Source organism: Peribacillus muralis (assembly GCF_001645685.2).
In the GTDB taxonomy this organism is placed as follows: Bacteria; Bacillota; Bacilli; order Bacillales; family DSM-1321; genus Peribacillus; species Peribacillus muralis_A.
In genome coordinates this window covers 1,834,893-1,848,530 of the sequence record NZ_CP017080.1, presented here as the reverse complement: position 1 = coordinate 1,848,530, position 13,638 = coordinate 1,834,893, and the positions used below count along the sequence as shown (strand labels likewise).

General features: G+C 38.3%; 29 protein-coding genes. 3 read left to right on the top strand and 26 right to left on the bottom strand.

Annotated features, from left to right (window positions below):
• The first annotated feature begins 15 nt into the window (after window positions 1-15).
• Window positions 16-207, top strand: a complete 192-nt coding sequence (locus ABE28_RS25685; protein ID WP_257390750.1) for a DUF8096 family protein — start codon at window positions 16-18, stop codon at window positions 205-207.
• Between the two features lie 215 nt (window positions 208-422).
• On the opposite strand, the gene ABE28_RS08915 is transcribed toward ABE28_RS25685, so the two are convergent.
• The 21 genes from ABE28_RS08915 to ABE28_RS08835 form a co-directional block, all read right to left on the bottom strand.
• Window positions 423-620, bottom strand: a complete 198-nt coding sequence (locus ABE28_RS08915; protein WP_156775716.1) for a hypothetical protein — start codon at window positions 618-620, stop codon at window positions 423-425.
• A gap of 250 nt (window positions 621-870) precedes the next feature.
• A complete protein-coding gene (locus ABE28_RS08910; RefSeq protein ID WP_064465824.1) occupies window positions 871-1,317 on the bottom strand; it encodes a DUF1492 domain-containing protein in 447 nt (148 codons plus the stop codon).
• Between the two features lie 35 nt (window positions 1,318-1,352).
• A complete protein-coding gene (locus tag ABE28_RS08905; RefSeq protein ID WP_064465825.1) occupies window positions 1,353-1,589 on the bottom strand; it encodes a hypothetical protein in 237 nt (78 codons plus the stop codon).
• 54 nt (window positions 1,590-1,643) lie between these two features.
• Window positions 1,644-1,796, bottom strand: coding sequence for a hypothetical protein (locus ABE28_RS24935; RefSeq protein ID WP_156775715.1), 153 nt, complete (start codon window positions 1,794-1,796; stop codon window positions 1,644-1,646).
• Window positions 1,797-1,842: 46 nt separating this feature from the next.
• On the bottom strand, window positions 1,843-2,004 hold the full coding sequence (locus tag ABE28_RS24930) for a hypothetical protein (RefSeq protein WP_156775714.1): 162 nt from the start codon (window positions 2,002-2,004) through the stop codon (window positions 1,843-1,845).
• Window positions 2,005-2,222: 218 nt separating this feature from the next.
• Window positions 2,223-2,558, bottom strand: coding sequence for a hypothetical protein (locus ABE28_RS08900; RefSeq protein WP_083232007.1), 336 nt, complete (start codon window positions 2,556-2,558; stop codon window positions 2,223-2,225).
• 2 nt (window positions 2,559-2,560) lie between these two features.
• On the bottom strand, window positions 2,561-2,992 hold the full coding sequence (locus tag ABE28_RS08895) for a DUF1064 domain-containing protein (protein ID WP_064465827.1): 432 nt from the start codon (window positions 2,990-2,992) through the stop codon (window positions 2,561-2,563).
• Window positions 2,973-3,119 carry a BH0509 family protein gene (locus ABE28_RS24925; RefSeq protein WP_156775713.1) on the bottom strand — a complete coding sequence of 49 codons (147 nt, stop codon included), beginning with the start codon at window positions 3,117-3,119 and terminating at the stop codon, window positions 2,973-2,975. Before ABE28_RS24925 ends, ABE28_RS08895 begins: the two co-directional genes overlap by 20 nt.
• On the bottom strand, window positions 3,116-3,442 hold the full coding sequence (locus tag ABE28_RS08890) for a nucleoside triphosphate pyrophosphohydrolase family protein (RefSeq protein ID WP_064465828.1): 327 nt from the start codon (window positions 3,440-3,442) through the stop codon (window positions 3,116-3,118). The genes ABE28_RS24925 and ABE28_RS08890 overlap by 4 nt, the downstream gene beginning before the upstream one ends.
• A gap of 2 nt (window positions 3,443-3,444) precedes the next feature.
• Window positions 3,445-3,945 carry a sigma-70 family RNA polymerase sigma factor gene (locus ABE28_RS08885; RefSeq protein WP_257390802.1) on the bottom strand — a complete coding sequence of 167 codons (501 nt, stop codon included), beginning with the start codon at window positions 3,943-3,945 and terminating at the stop codon, window positions 3,445-3,447.
• A 119-nt stretch (window positions 3,946-4,064) separates the two neighbouring features.
• On the bottom strand, window positions 4,065-4,844 hold the full coding sequence (locus ABE28_RS08880; RefSeq protein ID WP_064465830.1) for a hypothetical protein: 780 nt from the start codon (window positions 4,842-4,844) through the stop codon (window positions 4,065-4,067).
• A 2-nt stretch (window positions 4,845-4,846) separates the two neighbouring features.
• Window positions 4,847-5,332 carry a single-stranded DNA-binding protein gene (gene ssb / locus ABE28_RS08875; RefSeq protein WP_064465831.1) on the bottom strand — a complete coding sequence of 162 codons (486 nt, stop codon included), beginning with the start codon at window positions 5,330-5,332 and terminating at the stop codon, window positions 4,847-4,849.
• A complete protein-coding gene (locus tag ABE28_RS08870; RefSeq protein ID WP_083232006.1) occupies window positions 5,329-5,802 on the bottom strand; it encodes an HNH endonuclease signature motif containing protein in 474 nt (157 codons plus the stop codon). Before ABE28_RS08870 ends, ssb begins: the two co-directional genes overlap by 4 nt.
• A gap of 146 nt (window positions 5,803-5,948) precedes the next feature.
• Window positions 5,949-6,449: an HNH endonuclease signature motif containing protein gene (locus tag ABE28_RS08865; RefSeq protein ID WP_064465832.1), complete on the bottom strand. Its 501-nt coding sequence runs from the start codon at window positions 6,447-6,449 to the stop codon at window positions 5,949-5,951.
• Window positions 6,439-6,708 (bottom strand): hypothetical protein, encoded by a 270-nt coding sequence (locus tag ABE28_RS08860; protein ID WP_064465833.1) that lies wholly within the window; start codon window positions 6,706-6,708, stop codon window positions 6,439-6,441. Before ABE28_RS08860 ends, ABE28_RS08865 begins: the two co-directional genes overlap by 11 nt.
• Before the next feature lie 137 nt (window positions 6,709-6,845).
• On the bottom strand, window positions 6,846-7,316 hold the full coding sequence (locus tag ABE28_RS08855) for a YopX family protein (protein WP_064465834.1): 471 nt from the start codon (window positions 7,314-7,316) through the stop codon (window positions 6,846-6,848).
• An 8-nt stretch (window positions 7,317-7,324) separates the two neighbouring features.
• Window positions 7,325-7,483, bottom strand: coding sequence for an IDEAL domain-containing protein (locus ABE28_RS24420; protein ID WP_083232005.1), 159 nt, complete (start codon window positions 7,481-7,483; stop codon window positions 7,325-7,327).
• 13 nt (window positions 7,484-7,496) lie between these two features.
• A complete protein-coding gene (locus ABE28_RS08850; RefSeq protein WP_167353390.1) occupies window positions 7,497-8,369 on the bottom strand; it encodes a DnaA ATPase domain-containing protein in 873 nt (290 codons plus the stop codon).
• Complete coding sequence (locus ABE28_RS08845; RefSeq protein WP_064465835.1) at window positions 8,275-9,090, bottom strand: phage replisome organizer N-terminal domain-containing protein; 816 nt, start codon at window positions 9,088-9,090, stop codon at window positions 8,275-8,277. The genes ABE28_RS08850 and ABE28_RS08845 overlap by 95 nt, the downstream gene beginning before the upstream one ends.
• Window positions 9,091-9,216: 126 nt before the next feature.
• Window positions 9,217-10,269 (bottom strand): phage antirepressor KilAC domain-containing protein, encoded by a 1,053-nt coding sequence (locus tag ABE28_RS08840; RefSeq protein WP_064465836.1) that lies wholly within the window; start codon window positions 10,267-10,269, stop codon window positions 9,217-9,219.
• 4 nt (window positions 10,270-10,273) lie between these two features.
• Window positions 10,274-10,495 (bottom strand): helix-turn-helix domain-containing protein, encoded by a 222-nt coding sequence (locus ABE28_RS08835; protein ID WP_064465837.1) that lies wholly within the window; start codon window positions 10,493-10,495, stop codon window positions 10,274-10,276.
• 172 nt (window positions 10,496-10,667) lie between these two features.
• Between ABE28_RS08835 and ABE28_RS08830 the strand changes: the two genes are divergently transcribed.
• Window positions 10,668-10,880, top strand: a complete 213-nt coding sequence (locus ABE28_RS08830; RefSeq protein ID WP_064465838.1) for a helix-turn-helix domain-containing protein — start codon at window positions 10,668-10,670, stop codon at window positions 10,878-10,880.
• 56 nt (window positions 10,881-10,936) lie between these two features.
• On the top strand, window positions 10,937-11,137 hold the full coding sequence (locus tag ABE28_RS08825; RefSeq protein ID WP_064465839.1) for a hypothetical protein: 201 nt from the start codon (window positions 10,937-10,939) through the stop codon (window positions 11,135-11,137).
• A 41-nt stretch (window positions 11,138-11,178) separates the two neighbouring features.
• Here the strand turns inward: ABE28_RS08825 and ABE28_RS08820 are convergent, their stop codons facing one another.
• The 5 genes from ABE28_RS08820 to ABE28_RS08805 all read right to left on the bottom strand — a co-directional run bounded on the left by ABE28_RS08820 (window position 11,179) and on the right by ABE28_RS08805 (window position 13,612).
• Entirely contained in the window at window positions 11,179-11,406 is a 228-nt protein-coding gene (locus ABE28_RS08820; RefSeq protein ID WP_064465840.1) for a hypothetical protein, read from the bottom strand.
• Between the two features lie 66 nt (window positions 11,407-11,472).
• A complete protein-coding gene (locus tag ABE28_RS24920; protein ID WP_156775712.1) occupies window positions 11,473-11,649 on the bottom strand; it encodes a hypothetical protein in 177 nt (58 codons plus the stop codon).
• Between the two features lie 31 nt (window positions 11,650-11,680).
• A complete protein-coding gene (locus ABE28_RS08815; protein ID WP_064465841.1) occupies window positions 11,681-11,875 on the bottom strand; it encodes a hypothetical protein in 195 nt (64 codons plus the stop codon).
• 131 nt (window positions 11,876-12,006) lie between these two features.
• On the bottom strand, window positions 12,007-12,798 hold the full coding sequence (locus tag ABE28_RS08810) for a PD-(D/E)XK nuclease-like domain-containing protein (protein WP_257390748.1): 792 nt from the start codon (window positions 12,796-12,798) through the stop codon (window positions 12,007-12,009).
• Window positions 12,779-13,612 carry a hypothetical protein gene (locus ABE28_RS08805; protein WP_064465842.1) on the bottom strand — a complete coding sequence of 278 codons (834 nt, stop codon included), beginning with the start codon at window positions 13,610-13,612 and terminating at the stop codon, window positions 12,779-12,781. Before ABE28_RS08805 ends, ABE28_RS08810 begins: the two co-directional genes overlap by 20 nt.
• Between the last annotated feature and the right edge of the window lie 26 nt (window positions 13,613-13,638).

Here is a 13,638-nt window from a genome sequence, read left to right as displayed (position 1 = left end):
AAGTTAAATCCAATAATGAAGGTGAACAATTTGTCTGAAGAAGAAAACAAAAGCTACGATACATCCATCGTTTATGATTATAATGACTACCCTGATATAAAGAGTGGGCGATGCGATAACTGCAATAATGCCCAATTCAAAAGTTCCGTTAAAGACTTTCTTTATATACGCGAATGTCGTCATTGCGGCATGAAGAAAAGTATCTGACCCTGTGATGGGTCTTTTTTATTTCCTTGTGATTGATCCTCCACGTTTCCTTGAGAAGGTATCTCTGTTCATCCCCATAATCTCTTCCCAATCACGCCGGCTCATCTTTTCAGATTTCTTCTGTATTGCCTTCTTAACTGGTTTCTTCTTCTCAACAGGATTCATTGTTCTCACCCCAATAAAAAAAGCACCCAAATTAATGGATGCCCTCAAATTTATTCAAATTCTCTTCTTAGTTCATTTCTTTTCTTATTGATTTCATCCTCAGTTAATATCCCTTTTTCAACAAGCAAATCTACTATAGCATAAAGCGAAATAACATCTTTTTTTCTAGAATTAACTGTTTCCATCAAGTTTTCATCAATTTGTGTTATTACTTGCATAAGTTTAATTAATTCCTGGTTATTATCCATTTTATCACTCCCCTCGTCTACTAATTTCGACAAAAGGGACTATTCTCCTGCTGCATATTCACTCTAAACTAAGCACAAGACTTACCAACCATTCTGCATGCCTAGTTTACAAAGAACATAAGAAAACGGCTGCCTGGCAAGGAACAGCCGTCTTTACTATCACCAACATGACCCTTTCGTTAGGGTATGTTTAATTTTCCATACTATCATCTTACTACATCAATATTGGAAATGTTGTGCGTTTTTGTAGCTATTTAGTGCCACTAATTTTATTCTCATTAAATCCAAATGATTCAGCCACTATCGCGACCATTTCCCTTTTTAATCTGTAATACGTCCTTCGTCTAATATCTAAGTCATAGTGTACATCCGTATCATATTTGCCATTGATATACCGATGATCCCATATTTTTTGCTGTTCTGGTTTCAGTGAGTCATAAATTAAACTTAGTTTCCTTTTGGTTCTTACATATTCCTCAATCTCAAATTCAGTCATTACTGTATTCTCTACTGAGCTATAAAACTGGTTACCTCTTTGGATCTCGCTTGGTTCCGGGTTTTGTGTCATCCTTGGTTCCAAGTCTAACTTTCTACTCTCGATAAGGGCATCCAGTACTTTATACCGGCTCATTAGCTTCTCTGCCTGACGTTTGGCTTCTTTGCTGATGGATGTGTTTAAAAAGGATAGTTGATTCATGTGTTTCCTCCTTCACTGTTTATTCAAACGGCGTATTAAAGGCTTTCGAATCTTTGTCTGTGTTCCTCCAGTCTTTTCTTGTTTTCACTAATGATAATCTCTTTAACTTTCTCCTTTTTATCTCCCGTTAAAAACATTTTTTGTGGTTTTGTAGCAGATGAAAGAGCCACTTCATTGGAATTGAATAATTCCATCCACCCTTTAATATTTCTTTCTTCTGCTTCAATCAAAACTTTAAGATTACTCGCCTCTTCAAAAGTTTTTATATTCAATTATATCCCTCCATTCCGCACTATTTGTGTGTGCTTGTTTGTTCGGACAGTTTGTTATTCTCCATCGTCTAAAATGTAAGCTTCCACGTGATTTTCACAACCGCTACACACCCATTCAGCACCATTTCCTAATGGAGTATTTAAAAACTCATTATCTGTTGTAATCCCGCAATGTGGACAAAATCTAATACCGCAATTTTTACTCATAATGTCATCATCCTCCTTCACTGTTTAATCGTACTGCGACATAATATTAATCAAAAAGTTCTCTCAACTGTTTTTCCGACAAGTACCACCATTTTCTACCTACCTTATCTCTAAAGGTGTATATCCCTTGTCCTCCTTCGATAAATGTTGCATTGTTTGCTTCACAAAACTTCATCCATAAATCCACTATGTCGTTTGTTTGCTTCACTCAACCACCCCTTTTTAATGAACAGTTTTTGCCCACTCAGTAACACCATATCTTCACTTAACCGTTTCACTCGTTAACTCTTTATTTATAAAAAAATTCATTTTATACTGTGGTTAGTCAGGTATACGCCTGCTCGCATTAACCCTTAGGTGACGGTCTACCAGGAACTGAAATATCTCACCTAGGGGTTTTTTATTTAGCTCGTATTGATACGCACCCTATAAATCAGTTTGGAATTTCGCTATCGTTTGCAGCATACTTGCTTCAGCTTTCAATACATCCTTTGAATCCTTTGCACAATCGTAAAGTGTTTTAGCTATATCTCTTTCGAATTTCAAGTCTGCACAATTCCCCCTTGCGATGTCTCCAATCAATGTGGCTTGATACCCTTCTGATTTTAGCTTCAGTATCTCTTTCGCTAACTGCTTTCTATATTCTCGTTCAGCTGCATCCTTAACTTTTGCTTGTTTGTATGCTTCTTTAATTGATCCATCCATACGGGTTTTTACGTTCATCATTTCTTGAACGACTTCTGACATCTCAATTGTTTTCACGCTCAACCTCTTTTCCATCCACCTTTTACTTTCTTCACCACGATCAGCTCTTGTCCGTATTTTCTTTCCCACATCTTCTTAACCAGTGGAAATCGTTCGTTAGCAAAGCCTTTCACATCGATTACTTCCTCATTACCATTCATGTAGGTTACTTTAAAATCAGCTTTATAGGTCCAGGGTTGCCGGCTTTTCTTGCCTGTCCCTTCACATGTCCTGCATTTAATCATCCTGTTAGTCTTTGGAGAAGGCGTTTTGCCCTCCCCGATGCATTTGCTGCAGCTTATCTTGAAAGCTTCTAACAAGGTGTATTTAGGCTGTAACTCTATATGTTTCACATTAGGATCATTGGTAAGGTACTGATAGTATTGTCCTTCTGTTTGGCTGTCAAATACGATGCCGCCCACGATTGTTTTCTTACTGTTGATTTTCCCCATTGTTTTCCTCCAGCATTTCACGGTAATAAAACTCTAATTCTTTATCACTCATTTTTTCGTAATACTGTTTGCTATATCCTGTCATGGCTAACCATTCAATCATGGTTGCACGTTCTTGATCACTCATACATCAATCCTCTTGATGCTTGCCTCTTTTGAAAAACCACTTGGATAACGCTTCATCAGCTTTTCAATATTTGCATTCGCTACTTCTTCCAGCGTGTATCCGTACATGGTGGCTAAACCAGTCAAATAATGTAATACGTCACCCAGTTCCTTTTTAATCGCTTGAGCATCCCTTCTGTGGCCATGGAATACTTCTTTCTTGATGATGTCCGCACACTCCCCGGCTTCCCCCGTAAGACCTAATGCATAATTTGCTAATGCTTTCCCATCATGTGTCCCTGGCATTGTCCTTTTAGATAATTGTTGGTATTCATTAAAATTCATACTTACGCCCCTTTTCTCAATTTTTTCATTGCATCGTTATAGGTCTTATTTAAAGATCGCCCTTTGCCTTTTCTCCCTAACATTTCTGCGATTTCCTCGAAGTTGTGGTCCTTAAGATATAACTCCATCACTTGCCTTTGCCGTTCGGTCAATTGATTCAGGAAATCCTCTATCATGATTTTGTTAATGACGAACTTCTCGACATTTGTCTGGCTTGGCATGAAATAAAACATATTTAAGCCATCCTCTGTCTCAATATCCCTGAATTCATTACGCTGATCTCGCCTATCTCTTTCCAAGAACTTGATACACTCAACAATTCTTTGTTTAATAAACATGTGAACAAAACTAGAAAATGATTTCCCTTTCCCGGGTTCGAACATCTTGACCGCCTTAAATACAGCTGTGCGCCCTATCTGTAAAAAATCTTCTAACTCCATGCTGTGTAATTCCTTCATTCGGTTAAAACTTCCGAACACCATTTTGCAACAATGAGTAATCATCCTGTCGAATAGATTTCTATTTAACATCTCCTCAACTACCTCTCCCAAAAGAGAGGGAGGGCAGTCATGATCATGTTTAGTGATTTCTTCTAATTGTGTATCAGTAGCCAAGTGTATTTTCATATGCTTATGGCCCTTTCATATTGACGAACAAACTGATAAAGGAAATTCCAGTTGTCTAAGTACTTGTTGTACTTACTATCTTTACCTACACACAATGTAACGATCTGTAAGTGTGATGCTGGGATAATAAAGGTTCTTTCAATCTCTTCGTTTTCATCCAGCGCTATACAGATATAAATGTCACAAGTTCCATACTTTTTGTTTATACCAAATGTGTGAACTATACTTTCGCCTCTAAGTAAGTAAGGTGAGGCTACCTTTACATCAACCTTTACACAATCATTGATTAATAAGTCATATGGATGTCTTGTGGTCATTTCTTTAACGAATAAATCATTTGAAATTTGCTCAATTCTATTTTTAATCATTAATTCGTACTTGTTCCCTTTGACCGTTTCGGAATATTTCATTTCCAATCCAAGTTTTTTAGCCCAACCTGAGTATTTCAATTCTGATTTACTCAAAGCGCAGTGCAAATCGTTTCTGCCTATAGATGTCAGTTCACTAGCTGTAGGCATCCTATTTATCACAAACAATTCCATGGCTTTTCTTATTTCTTTTTCGATCCGTTCATCCGTCCAAAACTTTTCTTTTTCTTTCATCGGTAGACCTAGAATATTAGACCAACGTGCCATCCCACCTGATACAGTAATGGCTCTCATTAATCCGGTTTGTTTATTATTTCTCATTTCTGTACTACTTGGCATACGAGCTACTCCGAGTTTGTCCTTTAATTCAAAAACAGCTATTGTTATGGATTCGTCTGTCCATTTCATATTTACGCCTCCGTCCATGGTGCGAAGGGAAGATCATCGTCGTTAATTGATATCGAGCCACTACCTGAAAATGGATCATCATCAACCCTTGTGTAATTGCTCTGTGTGCGGTTTTGGTTACTACTGGATGTATTTGTATTACCTTGGCTGTTACCGCCTGTATTCTGGCTCCTAGGCTCTAAAAACTGTACTGATTCAGCTAGAACTTCCGTCACGTAAATTCTTTTCCCGTCTTGCCCCTCATAATTACGTGTTTGAACTCGTCCATCTACTCCAGCAAGTGAGCCCTTCTTTAGATAGTTGGCTGCGTTCTCTGCCGGCTTTCTCCACACAACCACGTTTATGAAATCAGCTTCTTGTTCCCCGGCTGCATTTTTGAATGGACGATTAACAGCTAATGTAAAAGTAGCCACTGGTACTCCATTTGGTGTATAGCGTAATTCCGGATCTTTTGTAAGTCTTCCGACTAAAACTGTGCGATTCATCATATAATTTCCTCCTCTAATTTCACATGTGCCCACATAGTGCCTTTTTTTATTTTCCTAATAGCCATTTCGCTTACTCCATATTTTCTAGCTAATCCATAATTGGAATCGGATTTATTTTTTATAGAAAACTTTATTTCTCTGACTTGATCAGTGGTTAATTTTGAATTAAGATTTTTTTCTCCTAGAAGTGGTCTCATACGACCTCTTTCAATAGCATCGTTCATATTTTGTTTTGGAGTTCCCGTCTCAAGATGTTCAGGATTTATGCAAGGACGCACATCACATTTATGTCTTATTACATGTCCTTCCGGGATTTCTCCATGCATTTGTTCGTATATGAAACGCAATAACCTGACTTTCTTTCCGCCGACCCAACTTAAGGGGTATCCTTTACTCCTTGCGTGAGAAGTGCATATAAAACATCCGTTATCATCAACCTCGAACTCTATTAATTTCCTTTTGAAACTCATGTTCTCTTGTCACTCCCTCATGAATTGACTAATATAGATAATGGGATTTTATATGCTATTTTCTATCGAAGATAATAAAGTCCACCCTGTTTGGTTTACTATCCAGCACCTGAACCACCTGTAACGGAGCTCCATCTATATCTTTTTCAGTCTTGATTAGTACATACCGCTTCACGGGCCTTCACCTCTTCTTTCAGCATGAAATCCTCAAATGCCTTATCAGTGGTGTTAGGAATTAAGTTTTGTTTCCATAGGTCAAATTTATCTGCCCAGTACCATTCTCCGTAAGCTTGTATCCGCTCTCTCCTAAGTTGATCCGCGAATACTCGATTTCTATGTGCTAGTCCGTGGTGCTCCTTGCACAATGGAATTAAATTTCTGTATGTCCCTCTGCCTTGCTGCGATCGGAACCGAATATGATGCATTTCAATATAAGAACTAAAGCAATAAGCGCAATTATGACCATATATCTCAATGACTTTTCCATATTCCTTCTTGCTAATTGATCCCCTTACCTTAGCTGGCGGAATTGTTCGACCTTTGAATGTTTCAAGCTTCTTCCGTTTCTTTGGCTTGCGCTCCTTATACCGCGGCTTTTCCTTTGGCTTAGAAACTGGCTTCGGCACGGGACGGAATTCAATTGGCATACCGATCAACTCCCAGCAGCCCTTTTAAATCTCGGTCAATGGTAATCAAAGCGATTTCAATGGTAGGGCGGCAAAAGTGCTGAGATAGTTCCAGGACCGTTGCTCCCTCATTGAACATCCGATCGAATTCAAGTACCTCTGTTTCGTCCCAATACCAGTCCACATCTTCATCCTCAAGCATGATGTAAAGGTTATGTCGCTTGTGATACATGTACTTCTCTTCCGTATCCTTGATCCTTCTGTTTTGTGTATCTCTCATAACGCTCCCTCGCTTCCTTCAAGATTTTTTCCAGCTGCGGTTTTCTCGTCGTTTCCCAATCAGGGAGGCAGGAGCAAGGGGTTACTTGCCAAACCCCTGCTATTACCTCTGTATGGGTGTGTTTTAGGTCGTTACAATTAGCGCACATTCGAATCACACAACAATTCCGGATTTTCGTGAATGTTACCTACTACATACAAGCCGTCGCATACATCCGTGTCATACTCAGCAAAATCATAATCTGGTTTACCAAGCGAGTCATCAATGTTTTTCAAAAAGAAATTTGCATAACTTTCATCCCAAGTAACAATGTAATATTCATCGTTTACAGGATCGAATAGGATGTCACTTTCGAAAATCTCCATTGGATGTTCTTCTTCTGACGCATTATCCTTTAATCCTGTGTATTGCATGTATTTATGATGCTCAAGCTTTTCAGTTCCCCCATACATCCCACGTTCCCCTTCAGGCGTGCATACCTCTTCTTCAATAAACCTTTCCGCTACAATCCCCGAACTATCGAAGTAAAAGTGAATGTTTTCCTCTTCCCCTGGATAATACATTTTGTTCTCGACGTTATCCCACGCCCGATATTTAACTTCTCTCATACCGCACCTCACTCCATATTTTTAAGTCGTTCCGTTAGCTCCGCGAACCACTGTTCATCTTTCGTGTCCATCGCCATGTCAATCATGTGTAAAATATCTGCTTTGTCTGTCTTAGGTGGGGTTAATGGGGATTCATCATATAATCCGAATCCGTTGTAATATGGCATATTACTTCCCCCCTTATCGTTGGTCCTTACCTTCGACCGGATATAGAAATCCTTTGCACATACCTTTTAGCCTGCTTGCTGCAGCTTGTCCGATTTTATCCGATAACGTTTCAATATCTTCGTTACTGCTGAAAATAACCGGCTTACCCTGTTTATATAACTCATTGAAAATCTGATAATATAAATCTTCTCTTGGCTCCGTCCATTTCAGTTTCCCAAGATCGTCCCAGATTACGAAGTCCGCATAAGCTGTAACACTCGATAGGATGTTATTGAACGATTCCCCTTTATCGTTGTTAAACTTAGCTGTCATTAAATCTTGGATGAATACCGGGTCACTCACTACCTGGACTCTGTAACCACTCTTTAGTAAAAACTTGGCTGCACTTATCGTTAAATGACTTTTGCCAATCCCGTAATTATTGTGCTTCCGTTTTAAATCGTTCCTGGCGTTAGGATCACCTATATTTTTAATCCGCTGTTCTCCAAAGGTTGCAATGAATCCAAATGATGGGCCTTTAAATCTTTCTTGTTTGCCATCTTTCCATGTAGGTTCCGGTCGTTGATTAGGGAAGTTTTTTAAATACTCCACAATCTTAGTTACCATCAGATCGTGTACATCTTCCCTCTTCTCAAAGTTCTTGAAAGTGTATTCCTCGTACTCATCTGGAATTGTCGCGTTTTGGTACCGTATTCGCATTTTAATAGCTTCTTGGCACTTACACTCTCTTGCGAACTCATAACCGTTTTTAAGGTACATTACGAAGCCCATACCGTTACATTCAGAACACTCATCTTTGTTCGTAGTTGAATTCTGGTGGTTCGATGTCGTATTGCCTGCCGTTCGTTCTTGGAGCTTGCTTAAAACTTCTTGTATCTTGTCCAAACTGCTCGCTCCTTTCTTCAAATCCATCTATGAATGAATCGTTGTTTAAGAAAGTCGTTGGGTGCTTGATATATTGTTTGTCCGTTTTCTGGACTTGCTTTGCATATTTTTGTGTACCAGACAATATAGTTTCTAGAGAGTGGATCTTGGAAGCTGTCTTGAACGATTTCAAGGCTTTCTTCTTATCCACTTTCCTCGGATAGATATTCCAGAATTGCTCAAACTCGTTTGAGTAAGGGTTATTCTTTTTATCTTTTTCTTTATCTAGTTCTATATCTAATTCTAGTTCTAGTTCTAGAGCGTTACTTTCTGTTACTGTAACGTTACAAGATGAGATACTTTTTGCTTCTCGGTGTTTAGCCACACGTTGCCTTGTCTGTTCTCTGATTTTCTCAAGCCCAGCAACGTTTTGATGCTTTTCCCAATTGCAAATACTGATGAAATTATTGTCTAAAATCTCAATCATTCCGAACTGTTTGAGAGTATTTAACGCTAATCTCACTGTCGCAAGTGGACGATTAAAGATAGTCGCAATCATCTCATCTGTGAACGGAATGTTCTCATTGAGATAAATAAATCCTGACGCATTTGTCTTACCTGCTTGAGATAAGAGCTTCACCCATATAATTAAGATCGTGTCTGCTTCTGGCAGCGATTCAATCAATTTTATCTTTTCATCTTCAAACATATGAGTGCTTAACCTAATCCATTTAACATCCATGTAAACACTCCTTGCTGTGTATTTCGAACGTACGCTCCTGTAGCCAACTTTTGAAAGATGGTATATAATTGACCACAAGAGCATAAACTTATAAAAACATTTAAAACCAGGTCTGATGTTGGCGCATCAGGCTATTTTTTTGTCCAAAAGCTTAGATATATAATCAACACCCTTAGCTGTTACATAGGTTTGTGGTTTATTTATTACCTGTGAGCCCATCTCTATAGGTTTCTCTTTAACTACGAAATATCCACGATCAATGTATTGCTGGTAAGGCGTATTGTCACTCATTAATATTTTGTTCTCTCTTAGGAAGACAAACAGTTTGTTCCTCCCGATATTCAAAACCTTCGCAACCTGTCCAACCTTCTGATAATTCTCCCCACTGATGAACTTGTCGTGAGCTTCAACTTTAGGTCTATTTCGCTCATTTTCTTCTTCGAGATCCGCCGCTAAACGTAGGGCTTCAGCGAAATTTGTTGGTAGACTAACTATTTGTTCTAATTGTTTTTGATTTTCTCTAAAATAGACTTCAACTATTTTTTCTTGAACTTCCCAAGACAGGTCGTCGGTAAATGATTTCACTAATTTGAGATAACCGAATTCTGTGATTAATATCCCATTAGGCGCATTTATTCCAAATCCGAACTCTGGACGAATTTCGTCTCGAGTTATTTTGTAAAAGTGCTTTCCTTCAATAAAGTGTTTTTTATTTTGTTTGAAGTTTCTACTAGCTGTTCCATAAGGCCTTCTGTGAACTTCATCGACATCCTTGAAAGTTACTACTCTTTGATTCTTATACTCTTTTATAGAAATATCCTCAGCACTTTTAATATGCTCAACGTTTTTTTCAATATTAGTCCTTATCTCATTTTCCGAGATTGACCTCTTCAAAGTCTTGATATAATTTTCCTTAATTTCAATGTATTTTTCTTTGTTATAACCAAGCGTCAAAAATGTCAATCCGTCTTCAGTTAATACGAATTTTGGATACTTTTTGTTCCTATAACTAATGTAATAATCTTCTCTAAAGTTTTTAATGAAAAAATCTGATGTACTCTTCATTTCTAAATCTCTTATATCTCTAAGTATGTTTTTGTGTTCTTTCCCAAATACTTCCGCAATAGTTAAGCTATCCGTTACGGCCTGTCCATTCTCGTTGAAAACTAATTGATTCATTCAATCACCCTTTCCTTAAAATTAATAAATCGCCTACACTACAATCTAATGCTGCACAAAGCTTAGCTATGGTATCAGTGTGCATTCTATGTTGTTTTTTGTTTAAGGCATGTGATATCGCCTTACGTGAAAGACCAGTCATATCCTTGAGCTGTTCAATCGTCTTGATTTCCCGATCTCTCATTACACGATGTAAGTCTATCTCGATGTACGGAGCTTGCGACATATTCAACCCCCCTCTCTGTTTTTATTATACCACCCAAGGGTGTTAACTACAACCCATGGGTATTAATTATTTTGAATTTTCTTTAGGTATTTCAAATTATTTTTAACAAAATGAGTCCCAGAGGTTGTATTTTGAAACCTTTTGGATATAATAAAACATGAGGTGATACCAAATGGTAGTAAAAAACAACCTAAGAGTCCTAATGGCGAAAAAAGGAGTCAATATTCAAGACGTATCCGATGCCACTGGCCTTAGCCGAAAATCAATTTCTAAACTATATAATGAAACTTCAATCCAAATCACGTTCGATGTAATTGCTCGATTATGTACTTACTTCAATTGCGAAGTGGACGACCTGCTTACCCTTGAAAAAGAATCCGATTAAGCAAAACCATTGCAATAACGTATTACGTACATCCAAAAATAAAGGAGCTAAATAACATGCATATCCGTAAAGATTCATCTAAACCAACCACTACTGTTTCGCTTCATCAAAGTACTCTTTCAAAAGTTGAAGACTATCGTTTTAATGAACGTAAAGATAATCGATCCCAAGCGTTTGAAGAACTTATCCTTTTCGGTTTAAAGTACAAAGAATTACTTGAGAAAAAGAAAGCAAAGAGGTTGCTTAGTGAATGCTGAGCATCCTCTTTTTTTGTTGCCGTATTACGTTGGGGTGAACATTAGACGTCTATTTCAATATCACCAAGTTTTTGGTGAATCTTATACTCTAAAGAACGAATCTCCCCAATTAGATCTTCTTCAAAAACCTCAATAGTCTTTTTTAATCTTCTCCAATGAACACCATTTACAGGCTTATTGTTAATTTCCAAATCACTTAACCAAAGATCCAAATTTATTTGTTCCTGCTTCATCCAATTCAGCTTTTCAATTGCTTTTATAGCTTCCAATTTTATCCCCCTTATCTAATATGTCGCGCGAGAATTCGTTTCCGGACAGTTTATTCGTACTGTGCGTTAGTCTTCTTTTAATTCAAATGTTATAACACCGCAATCTCCTTTACCTTGATACCATTGAATGTCACTTTGAAAGACCCTCTTATATCCAATAGAATTAAGTCTATTCATATGTTCTTCGATTTCTTTTGGGGTTCTACCCGTTACATCGATTATTATGAATTTTTGCTTATTCACCGTATTTTCACTCCTTCACAGTTTGTGTCTACTATTCATCATCCACTTTAATGGCTATCAATGGATCCTTTGAGTTTTGTGTCCTCTTTCTATAGGTGGGAGACACCATAAATCTAATGGTTTGGACGGTTACACCTAAGTAAGTAGCACACTCTTTAGCAGTCCCTAAGCAAAGGAATTCATCGCCTTTGTACACTGCGTACTCCAAGGGATTCGTTCTGGACATTCATTACACCTCACTTTTATCTTTCAATACCGTTCTGGTAAATAAACCACCAAAGAAAAGAACTGCTCCTAATAAGAAAGCCTCGACTATTGGCATGTGTTTTCCTCCCTTTCAGAGGGCTCTTAGGCCCCCTATCCGATTAATTCTCTATAATCCAATACAGTGGTTACCATTTTCTTTTTACGGCAATACTCACACTTTCCGCAGCTTTCCGGCTGTTCTCCGTCGTATTTAACGGACTTGATTCGTTCCATTTTCGCTTGTATTTCTTCTAGTTCGAGATTCAAACTGACATGATCTACAGTGATAACCGCTTTATCTGGTGGATCTTGTTTGGAAATAGCTACAATGAAGTTTTCTAACCAGTCACCTTCTCGGTTTTGGCTTTCAATCTCTGTGTATACTGCCATTTGCGTTATATAGCCGTATGCTTCAACGAAAGAGCAGTACCCATACTCTTGGTGCCAATACTTCTCATAGATGCCTTTAACGGTCTTTAAATCAGCGAAACGGCCATACTGCGGATTATAAACATCCATCCTGATTTTCCATGGTGCCCCAAATAATTCACCGGTCATGATCACCTCTTTTTCACCTTCTAAGGCCATCATCACGAATGGGTCAGATTTTAGGACCCGAATCATTTCATCACCCAGTTGGTAATTGGCTTTTAACTGCCCTTTGGAAGCTCCACGGGTACTGAAAATATCTGGATTCGACTCTTTGAATTCTTCAAGTGAATCATCCAGCCAAGAATGAACGTAAGATCCGAATAACAACGCTTCACTTTTTGGCTCTGTATATTCCTCAGTGAGCTTCGCCATTGCTGCAGCTTCACATTGAATGAATTTTTTGTATTGGGAAACGGACATATAGTGACGGTCCGCCTCCACAGAGTAGTAATTATCCTTGGTTAGCAACATCTTTTTCACCCTCCTTGAATTGTGCTTCTAAAGAAGTTTTGGGAGCTTCTTTTGACTGAATGATTTTAAAGAAATCTTCCCGTTTGGCCATTCCGTCTTTTAAGGATTGGTTAATGCTTTTCAACGTTATATAATCCTGTTCTGTAAAGGACTCCATGCTGTGCCCCAATTTCGCTTCAACCATTTCCTGATTGATTCCATATTCCTTTTGGAAGTACCTGAGCACAGATACTACCCGATCTTTTAGTGGTTCTTCATAACTGCTCTGTAAGGTTTGATTACACTGAGCAACAGCGTTATCAATGATGTCCCCTGGAATAACCCCTAGGATACAAGCGCGCAGCCTCCTGGCCCCGTTATTAGCAGCCAGTTCATAGATATCTCTAGGATCAGTAAGTTTAGTCATTTTCCCTTTTGCATAACGCTCATGTTTAACTTGAAACACCTTTTCTTGGCGAGTATTTGTTTCCATATCCCAGGCATAAGCAACAACAGTGGATTCACCATTTTTTTGTTCGAGCTCTTTTATGCCGAAATTGATATTCCCCCAATATTGAGCGATAGTTTCAGCCAATCGGATAGATGGACCCGTAACTGTCATGCTCCCTCTTGGGTACTGGTAAAGAGCTGTTTCCGCTAAAGACTTACGTTTACAAGCATTCAAGATCTTAATTTCCGCTTGATATTCATTTCTCGGGAATTGTTTAGCTAAGAAAATTTGTGATTGAACCTCAGCCATTTCACGACTTTGTGCAGCTTGAGAATTAAGGCTCATGTCTTGACCGCCTTGAAATTGGTTAGTTAAGCTATTCATTCGTTTTCCTCCTTGTGGTATACTGA

Bases quoted from the DNA above. Each gene is read 5' to 3' on its own strand.
- ABE28_RS25685 (WP_257390750.1), top strand. From the start codon at position 16: ATGAAGGTGAACAATTTGTCTGAAGAAGAAAACAAAAGCTACGATACA.
- ABE28_RS08915 (WP_156775716.1), bottom strand. From the start codon at position 620: ATGGATAATAACCAGGAATTAATTAAACTTATGCAAGTAATAACACAA.
- ABE28_RS08910 (WP_064465824.1), bottom strand. From the start codon at position 1,317: ATGAATCAACTATCCTTTTTAAACACATCCATCAGCAAAGAAGCCAAA.
- ABE28_RS24935 (WP_156775715.1), bottom strand. From the start codon at position 1,796: ATGAGTAAAAATTGCGGTATTAGATTTTGTCCACATTGCGGGATTACA.
- ABE28_RS08895 (WP_064465827.1), bottom strand. From the start codon at position 2,992: ATGGGGAAAATCAACAGTAAGAAAACAATCGTGGGCGGCATCGTATTT.
- ABE28_RS24925 (WP_156775713.1), bottom strand. From the start codon at position 3,119: ATGAGTGATCAAGAACGTGCAACCATGATTGAATGGTTAGCCATGACA.
- ABE28_RS08890 (WP_064465828.1), bottom strand. From the start codon at position 3,442: ATGAATTTTAATGAATACCAACAATTATCTAAAAGGACAATGCCAGGG.
- ABE28_RS08885 (WP_257390802.1), bottom strand. From the start codon at position 3,945: ATGATTACTCATTGTTGCAAAATGGTGTTCGGAAGTTTTAACCGAATG.
- ABE28_RS08880 (WP_064465830.1), bottom strand. From the start codon at position 4,844: ATGAAATGGACAGACGAATCCATAACAATAGCTGTTTTTGAATTAAAG.
- ssb (WP_064465831.1), bottom strand. From the start codon at position 5,332: ATGATGAATCGCACAGTTTTAGTCGGAAGACTTACAAAAGATCCGGAA.
- ABE28_RS08870 (WP_083232006.1), bottom strand. From the start codon at position 5,802: ATGAGTTTCAAAAGGAAATTAATAGAGTTCGAGGTTGATGATAACGGA.
- ABE28_RS08865 (WP_064465832.1), bottom strand. From the start codon at position 6,449: ATGCCAATTGAATTCCGTCCCGTGCCGAAGCCAGTTTCTAAGCCAAAG.
- ABE28_RS08860 (WP_064465833.1), bottom strand. From the start codon at position 6,708: ATGAGAGATACACAAAACAGAAGGATCAAGGATACGGAAGAGAAGTAC.
- ABE28_RS08855 (WP_064465834.1), bottom strand. From the start codon at position 7,316: ATGAGAGAAGTTAAATATCGGGCGTGGGATAACGTCGAGAACAAAATG.
- ABE28_RS24420 (WP_083232005.1), bottom strand. From the start codon at position 7,483: ATGCCATATTACAACGGATTCGGATTATATGATGAATCCCCATTAACC.
- ABE28_RS08845 (WP_064465835.1), bottom strand. From the start codon at position 9,090: ATGGATGTTAAATGGATTAGGTTAAGCACTCATATGTTTGAAGATGAA.
- ABE28_RS08840 (WP_064465836.1), bottom strand. From the start codon at position 10,269: ATGAATCAATTAGTTTTCAACGAGAATGGACAGGCCGTAACGGATAGC.
- ABE28_RS08835 (WP_064465837.1), bottom strand. From the start codon at position 10,495: ATGTCGCAAGCTCCGTACATCGAGATAGACTTACATCGTGTAATGAGA.
- ABE28_RS08830 (WP_064465838.1), top strand. From the start codon at position 10,668: ATGGTAGTAAAAAACAACCTAAGAGTCCTAATGGCGAAAAAAGGAGTC.
- ABE28_RS08825 (WP_064465839.1), top strand. From the start codon at position 10,937: ATGCATATCCGTAAAGATTCATCTAAACCAACCACTACTGTTTCGCTT.
- ABE28_RS08815 (WP_064465841.1), bottom strand. From the start codon at position 11,875: ATGTCCAGAACGAATCCCTTGGAGTACGCAGTGTACAAAGGCGATGAA.
- ABE28_RS08810 (WP_257390748.1), bottom strand. From the start codon at position 12,798: ATGTTGCTAACCAAGGATAATTACTACTCTGTGGAGGCGGACCGTCAC.
- ABE28_RS08805 (WP_064465842.1), bottom strand. From the start codon at position 13,612: ATGAATAGCTTAACTAACCAATTTCAAGGCGGTCAAGACATGAGCCTT.